Genomic DNA, 6457 nt, shown 5'->3' on the forward strand with positions numbered 1-6457 from the left:
CCCGCCGCCGCGCCCTGCGGGACGCCGTGCGCCGGCTGCCGGGCCGCTGCCCCCGGCTCATGGAGGCGCTGCTGTCCCCGCACGACCCGACATACCGGGAAATCGCAGGGGAGTTGGGTATCTCACAGGGGAGTCTTGGTCCGGAACGTTCCAGATGCCTGGGATGTCTACGTCGTTTGCTCACACCGGAGGTTGCGGCCCGCTGAGGACGGGGATAGGAGTGAGGGACGACAGGTGATCAGGTGAGCGGGAGGCGTGCGCACATGGGCATGAGCGTGACCATCTCTGCGGCGGCCGAGCAGGACGCGGAGCAGATCTTCAGGTTGCAGTACCTGTGCTTCCAGAGCGAGGCGGCGCTCTACGGCAACTACCGCATCGACCCGCTGGTCCAGACGCTGGACTCGGTCCGTCAGGAGGTCGCCGAGGACTGCGTCTTCGTCGCCCGCCTCGGCGACGAGGTCGTCGGCTCGGTCCGCGGCAGGATCACCGAGGACGGCGCCGCCGCCATCGGCAAGCTCTGCGTCCACCCCCGCCTCCAGGGCCACGGCATCGGCGCGAGGCTGCTGCGCGCGGCGGAAGCGGCCCTGGCCGGACAGCGCGGCGCCAAGACCTTCCGCCTGGAAGCCGGCCACCGCAGCGAGTCCAACCTGCGCCTCTACAGCAAGGTCGGCTACCAGCGCGTCGGCACGTCCCAGGGCTCGGACGGAGTCCCGATGATCGTCCTGGAGAAGAAGGCGGAGTCCTACGCGACAACAGCGTGACTGCAGCGCCCCTTCAGGGGCGCGGGGAACTGCGCGACCAGCCGCAGACGGACCGTCAGCCGCCTGACAACCTCAGGCGGCTGCCCGCTCACGCGCTTTCCGCAACCAGTAAATGGCGGAAAGCGGCAGCAACACGGGAATGAACAAATACCCCATCCCGTAATCCGACCACACGGTCGCATCAGGAAACGCCGACGGATCCACCAGCGTCCACGTCCCCACCGTCAGCACACCCACCAGCTCCGCGGCACAGCACACCAACGCCGCCCGCCGTGCGGTCTCGCCACCTCGCACCAAGGTGTACGTGATGAACCCGTACACGACACCGGCCACCGCCGACAACGAGTACGCGAGCGGCGCCCGATCGAACTCCGTGGCGATCTGATACGCCGACCGCGACACCGCCCCGACGACCATCACCCCGTACAGCCACACCAGCAACAGCCCGGGCCCGCTGATCAGCCGCTTCGCGGACACCTCAGCCTCCCCAGATGTCATAGAGCCGCACCTCCAGCACGGCCAGCACGACACCGCTCGCGGCGACGGTCACCGACCCCCACCGCGTGCGCTCGGCCAGCGACATGAACGCGGCGGCCGGCACACACGCGAACGAGCCCAGCAGATACGCCACGAAGATCGTCGTGCCCTGCTCCGGCTTCTCGCCCCGGGCCAGCTGCACGATCCCGACGACCAGCTGCACCAGCGTCAGCAGGGTCACCACGGCCATGCCGATGAAGTGCCAGTCCTTCGTCGGCTGATCACGGTACGCGGCCCAGCCGCACCACGCGGCCAGCAACAACGCGGCGACGCCGGTCACCAGCGTCAGGACATCAAGCATGGCAGCGACCCTATTACGCCGCCGTACGCACGCCTCGCCCGCCCCTGCCGGCCGTGGTCTTGACCACACAAGGCCGCCGGACGGGCCGCCCCTCCTCAGCGCCTGGACCACCGCTCGGCCCCGTCTGCCCTGTTCACACACGGAAAAGCAGGACCGACCACCCCCCACTCACCCCTGTCCACGCCTGTCCACCATCCGGACACCCGTGTCCGGTCAGCAGCAAACGTCTGCTTTACTGATCGCATGACCACGACGAGCGACCGCACTCCTGCGACCGAGGCGACGATGACGCCCGGTGCTCGTTGTATGTGTCCGCGCCGAATGCGCGCCTTCTAGAGGGCCCCTGCATCATCTGAGCCTCGCGCCCCGAAGCGAGAGCCCGCTCATGTCCGCCCACGTGCCCCGCACGCGCGACTGAGCCACGCCCCGCGCGTACGTCTTCCACCCGGCCGCACAAGCCGCGCCCGCGAGAAGCCGTGCCGCGTCCAGGCTGCCTTTCGACCCTGAATGCCTCGTGCCCGGCGCCCACGACGCGCCGCGCACACGACAGTGACGGAAACCCACGTGATCACCACCTCGGGCCTCACCAAGGTCTACCGCTCACGCGGCCGCGAGGTCACCGCCCTGGACGGCGTCGACCTTCACGTCCGCGAAGGCGAGGTCTACGGCGTCATCGGACAGTCCGGCGCCGGCAAGTCCTCCCTCATCCGCTGCGTCAACCTGCTGGAGCGGCCCACCTCCGGCACCGTGACCGTCGCCGGACAGGACCTCACCGCCCTGGCCGGCCGCGGGCCCCGGGCCGGCCGGGAACTGCGGCAGGCCCGCAGCCGGATCGGCATGGTCTTCCAGCACTTCAACCTGCTGTCCTCCCGGACCGTGCAGGACAACGTCGAACTGCCGCTGGAGATCCTCGGCAAGTCCGGGAAGGAGCGTTCCGCCAAGGCGCTGGAACTGCTCGACCTGGTCGGCCTCGCCGACAAGGCCAAGGCCTACCCGGCCCAGCTCTCCGGCGGCCAGAAGCAGCGCGTCGGCATCGCCCGCGCCCTCGCCGGCGACCCCAAGGTCCTGCTCTCCGACGAGGCCACCAGCGCCCTGGACCCGGAGACCACCCGCTCCATCCTCCAGCTGCTGCGCGACCTCAACCGGCAGCTCGGCCTCACCGTCCTGCTCATCACCCATGAGATGGACGTCGTGAAGTCGATCTGCGACTCGGCCGCCCTCATGGAGAAGGGCCGCATCGTCGAGTCCGGCACGGTCACCGACCTCCTCGCCACCCCCGGCTCCGAACTCGCCTCCGCGCTGTTCCCCGTCGGCGGCGACGCCTCCGCCGACGACCGCACCGTCATCGACGTCACCTTCCACGGCGAGAGCGCCACCCAGCCGGTCATCTCCCAGCTGTCGCGCACCTACAACATCGACATATCGATTCTCGGCGCCGCCATCGACACCGTCGGCGGCCTCCAGGTCGGCCGGATGCGCATCGAACTGCCCGGCCGCTACGAGGACAACGTCGTGCCGATCGGCTTCCTGCGCGAACAGGGCCTGCAGATCGACGTCCTGGGCCAGGAGCCCGTACTGCTGAAGGAAGGTGCCCGGCTGTGACCTGGTCCGAGATGCAGCCCCTGCTGTCCCAGGCGTGCTGGGACACCCTTTACATGGTCGGCTGGTCCACGCTGATCGCCGTCGCCGGCGGTCTGCCGCTTGGCATCCTCCTGGTCCTCACCGACCGGGGCGGCCTGCTGCAGAACGTCGTCGCCAACAAGGTCGTCGGGCAGATCGTGAACGTCGCCCGCTCGATGCCGTTCATCATCCTGATGGTCGCGCTGATGGGCTTCACCCGCTGGGTCACCGGGTCGACGATCGGCCGCGACGCCGCCATCGTGCCGCTCGCGATCGGGGCCATCCCGTTCTTCGCGCGCCTGGTCGAGACGTCCGTCCGGGAAGTGGACTCCGGTCTGGTGGAGGCCGTGCAGGCGATGGGCGGCAACACCTGGACCGTCGTCCGCAAGGTCCTCGTCCCCGAGTCCCTGCCCTCCCTCATCGCCGGCACCACGACCACGATCGTCGCCCTCATCGGCTACTCGGCCATGGCCGGCACGGTCGGCGCCGGCGGCCTCGGCGACATCGCCATCCGCTACGGCTACCAGCGCTTCGAGACCGAACTGATGTGGATCACCGTCGCGATCCTCGCCGTCGTCATCTCCCTCATCCAGTTCGCCGGCGACTACGCGGCCCGCTCCCTGCACCGCCGCGGTGGCCAGTCGGGAGCGGCGCCGAAGCTGCGGCTGCTGAAGGCGTCCACCGCCACGACCAAGACCGTCTAGGTCCGGGTCACCCCCAGAACCCCCCCGCCACACCCCGGCCGGGGTCGCACCACCATAAGGAAAGGCACTTTTCGTGCGTAACACCGCCAAGATCACCACCGCCGTCCTCGCCGCCGGAGCCCTCACCCTCGGGCTCACCGCCTGCGGCGCCGACAAGGGCTCCGACGCCGCCGACACCAGCGGCCCGCTGACCGTCGCCGCCACGCCCACCCCGCAGGGCGAGATCCTCACGTACGTCAAGGACAACCTCGCCGAGAAGGCCGGCCTCGAACTCGAGGTCAAGGAGTTCACCGACTACGTGACCCCGAACACGGCCGTCCAGCAGGGCGAGCTCGACGCCAACTACTTCCAGCACCAGCCGTACCTGGACGACTTCAACAAGAAGAACGGCACCGACATCGTGGCCGTGCCCGGCGCCACGGTGCACCTGGAGCCGCTCGGCGTCTACTCCAAGGGCGTCAAGAAGCTCACGGACCTCGCCAAGGGCGCCACGATCGCCCTGCCCAACGACACCACCAACGAGGCCCGTGCGCTGAAGCTGCTCGAAGCCAACGGCGTGATCAAGCTCAAGGCCGGTGCCGGCTACGACGCGACCCCCAAGGACATCGCCTCCAACCCCAAGAACCTGAAGTTCAAGGAGCTCGAGGCGGCCCAGCTGCCGCGCTCCCTCGGCGACGTCGACGCCGCCGTCATCAACGGCAACTACGCCCTGGAGGCCGACCTCAGCCCGGCGAAGGACGCCATCGCCGCCGAGTCGCCCAAGGGCAACCCGTACGGCAACTTCCTCGCCGTCAAGAAGGGCAGCGAGGACGACCCGCGCGTCAAGAAGCTCGCGAAGCTCCTCACCTCGCCCGAGGTGAAGAAGTTCATCGAGGACAAGTACTCCGGTTCCGTCGTCGCCGCCTTCTGATCCGGCCCGCACCCGGCGACCACCCACGGGGTCCACTCCGGTACACGGAGTGGACCCCGCAGTGCGATTCAGTGCTTTCATGCTGCATGCTGGGCAGTTCAGCAGCACCTGAGGACTCGAAGGTTACGGAGCGGCGCATGACGAGCACCTTCCCCAACATCTCCATCAGCACGGAGCGGTTGGTGCTGCGTCCCCTCGACGAGGATGACATCCCGGCCCTCGCCGAGATGATGAACGACGAACAGGTAGGCGCCTGGACCGACGCCCCCCAGCCCTACACCGAGGACCGCGCCCGCAGCTGGATCACCGAGCACGCCCCCGCCGAGCGGGCGGCCGGCCGGGGCCTCGACCTCGCCGTCACCGAGTTCCTCACCCAGCGCCTGGTCGGCACCGTCCGGCTCACCAGGACCGACTGGCACGTACGGTCCACCGAGATGTCGTACGTCATCGCCCCCTGGGCCCGCGGCGAGGGCTACGCCTCCGAGGCCGCCCTCGCCACCGCCCAGTGGCTCTTCGGCGACCAGAAGTTCGAACGCGTCGAACTGCGCACCGCCGCCGACAACACCGCCGCCCAGCAGGTCGCCCAGAAGATCGGCTGCATCAGCGAGGGCGTCCTGCGCGGCGCCTGCATAGCGCGCGTCCGCGCCGACGACGGCACCTGGAACGACGTACGCACCGACTACATCGTGTGGAGCCTGCTGCCCGAGGACATCGAGGGCGCCGACGGACCGCTCGCCGACACCGGCCAGTTCTCCGCCTACCCCGACTGGAACTGACCCCTCACCGGGCACCGGGGCGGCCGCCCACGGCCACACCAGGTACGCTCACGGAGCCCGCCCACCAGCGGCACAGCCGACGACGACCTGCGCAAACCCTGGAGAGAGACGACGATGGCCGACCGGGTCACGGTGATCGGCTGGGACGGTTCGCCGCTGACCGCCGCGGCACGCGCCGCGCTGGGCGCCGCCACCCTGGTGGCCGGTGCCGCCCACCATCTGGCGCTCCCCGAGGTGCCCCCCGGCGCGGAACGCATCCGGCTCGGCTCCGTCGCCCTCGCCGCCCGCCGCGTCGCCGCCCACCGCGGCACCGCCGTCGTCCTCGCCGACGGCGACCCCGGCTTCTTCGGCGTCGTACGCACCCTGCGCGCACCGGAGTTCGGCCTCGAGGTCGAGGTCGTCCCCGCCGTCTCCTCCGTGGCCGCCGCCTTCGCCCGCGCCGGCATGCCCTGGGACGACGCCCACGTGGTCGTCGCACACCCGCGCACCCTGCGACGCGCGGTGAACGTGTGCCGCGCCCACACCAAGGTCGCCGTCCTCACCTCACCCGGAGCGGGGCCCGCCGAACTCGGCCTGCTCATGGACGGCATCCACCGCACCTTCGTCATCTGCGAGGAACTCGGCACCGAACGCGAGCAGGTCACCGTCGTCACCTCCGACAAGGCCGCCGACCACACCTGGCGCGACCCCAACGTCGTCATCGTCATCGGCGGGCCCGTGGGCGCCGGCGAGTCCGGCGGCTGGATCGCCGGACGCGACCCCGCCGCCGGGCCCCGCGGCTGGACACAGCCCGCCGAGGCGTACGGCGGCGACCTCGGCGAAGGCGAGCGCGACCCCCTGCGCACGGC

General features: G+C 70.1%; 8 protein-coding genes and 1 pseudogene. 7 read left to right on the forward strand and 2 right to left on the reverse strand.

The genetic code is table 11. The features are described 5' to 3' along the window. Positions 1 to 206, forward strand: a pseudogene (locus tag N4P33_RS30985) (sigma-70 family RNA polymerase sigma factor); the annotation flags it as partial. Positions 207 to 263: 57 nt separating this feature from the next. After that, entirely contained in the window at positions 264 to 761 is a 498-nt protein-coding gene (locus N4P33_RS30990) for a GNAT family N-acetyltransferase (protein WP_260830272.1), read from the forward strand. A gap of 72 nt (positions 762 to 833) precedes the next feature. Here the strand turns inward: N4P33_RS30990 and N4P33_RS30995 are convergent, their stop codons facing one another. Together N4P33_RS30995 and N4P33_RS31000 are read right to left on the reverse strand one after the other, a co-directional pair. Further along, entirely contained in the window at positions 834 to 1259 is a 426-nt protein-coding gene (locus tag N4P33_RS30995; RefSeq protein WP_260830265.1) for a hypothetical protein, read from the reverse strand. Then, complete coding sequence (locus N4P33_RS31000; protein ID WP_260830266.1) at positions 1240 to 1599, reverse strand: hypothetical protein; 360 nt, start codon at positions 1597 to 1599, stop codon at positions 1240 to 1242. Before N4P33_RS31000 ends, N4P33_RS30995 begins: the two co-directional genes overlap by 20 nt. A gap of 507 nt (positions 1600 to 2106) precedes the next feature. Here N4P33_RS31000 and N4P33_RS31005 point away from each other — a divergent pair. From N4P33_RS31005 to cbiE, 5 genes are all read left to right on the forward strand, one after another. Next, positions 2107 to 3201: an ATP-binding cassette domain-containing protein gene (locus N4P33_RS31005; protein ID WP_313904616.1), complete on the forward strand. Its 1095-nt coding sequence runs from the start codon at positions 2107 to 2109 to the stop codon at positions 3199 to 3201. Then, positions 3198 to 3923 (forward strand): methionine ABC transporter permease, encoded by a 726-nt coding sequence (locus N4P33_RS31010; protein ID WP_260830268.1) that lies wholly within the window; start codon positions 3198 to 3200, stop codon positions 3921 to 3923. The genes N4P33_RS31005 and N4P33_RS31010 overlap by 4 nt, the downstream gene beginning before the upstream one ends. A gap of 73 nt (positions 3924 to 3996) precedes the next feature. Next, positions 3997 to 4833 carry a MetQ/NlpA family ABC transporter substrate-binding protein gene (locus tag N4P33_RS31015; protein ID WP_260830269.1) on the forward strand — a complete coding sequence of 279 codons (837 nt, stop codon included), beginning with the start codon at positions 3997 to 3999 and terminating at the stop codon, positions 4831 to 4833. 137 nt (positions 4834 to 4970) lie between these two features. Then, positions 4971 to 5609 carry a GNAT family N-acetyltransferase gene (locus tag N4P33_RS31020; protein ID WP_260830270.1) on the forward strand — a complete coding sequence of 213 codons (639 nt, stop codon included), beginning with the start codon at positions 4971 to 4973 and terminating at the stop codon, positions 5607 to 5609. A gap of 114 nt (positions 5610 to 5723) precedes the next feature. Then, on the forward strand, positions 5724 to 6457 hold a 734-nt coding region (gene cbiE, locus N4P33_RS31025), incomplete at its 3' end, for a precorrin-6y C5,15-methyltransferase (decarboxylating) subunit CbiE (RefSeq protein WP_260830271.1).

Source organism: Streptomyces sp. 15-116A, assembly GCF_025290915.1.
Taxonomy (GTDB): Bacteria; Actinomycetota; Actinomycetes; order Streptomycetales; family Streptomycetaceae; genus Streptomyces.